Raw genomic sequence first — 352 nt, 5'->3', positions numbered from 1 at the left:
TGGCAAGACACTGCTGTTTTCCGGCGACCTGGGCCGGCCGAACGACCCGATTACCTTCAAGCCGGATACGGTCAGCCAGTGCGACATCCTGTTTGTCGAGTCGACCTATGGCAATCGCCATCACCCGAAACAAGATACCGAGGCCTTGCTGGCCGATGTGGTTTGTCGCACCGTGCGTCGCGGCGGGGTGGTGGTGATCCCGTCGTTTGCCGTGGAGCGGGCGCAAACCTTGCTGCTTTTGCTGTTCAGATTAAAGCAGGCAAAGCGGATTCCGGATGTGCCCATCTATCTCAACAGCCCAATGGCCGGCGCGGAGAGCGTGCGCATGTTCGGTGAGGATGTGCCTATCCGG

1 pseudogene is annotated in these 352 nt (G+C 59.9%); it reads left to right on the top strand.

Features of this window, described 5'->3' with window-relative positions:
* Positions 1 to 352 (top strand): annotated as a pseudogene (locus EGI20_RS19165) (hypothetical protein); the annotation flags it as partial.

It is taken from the genome of Aquitalea sp. S1-19, assembly GCF_024343515.1.
Note: the sequence above shows the minus strand (reverse complement) of the source record. Positions and strands in the feature narration are given on the sequence as shown.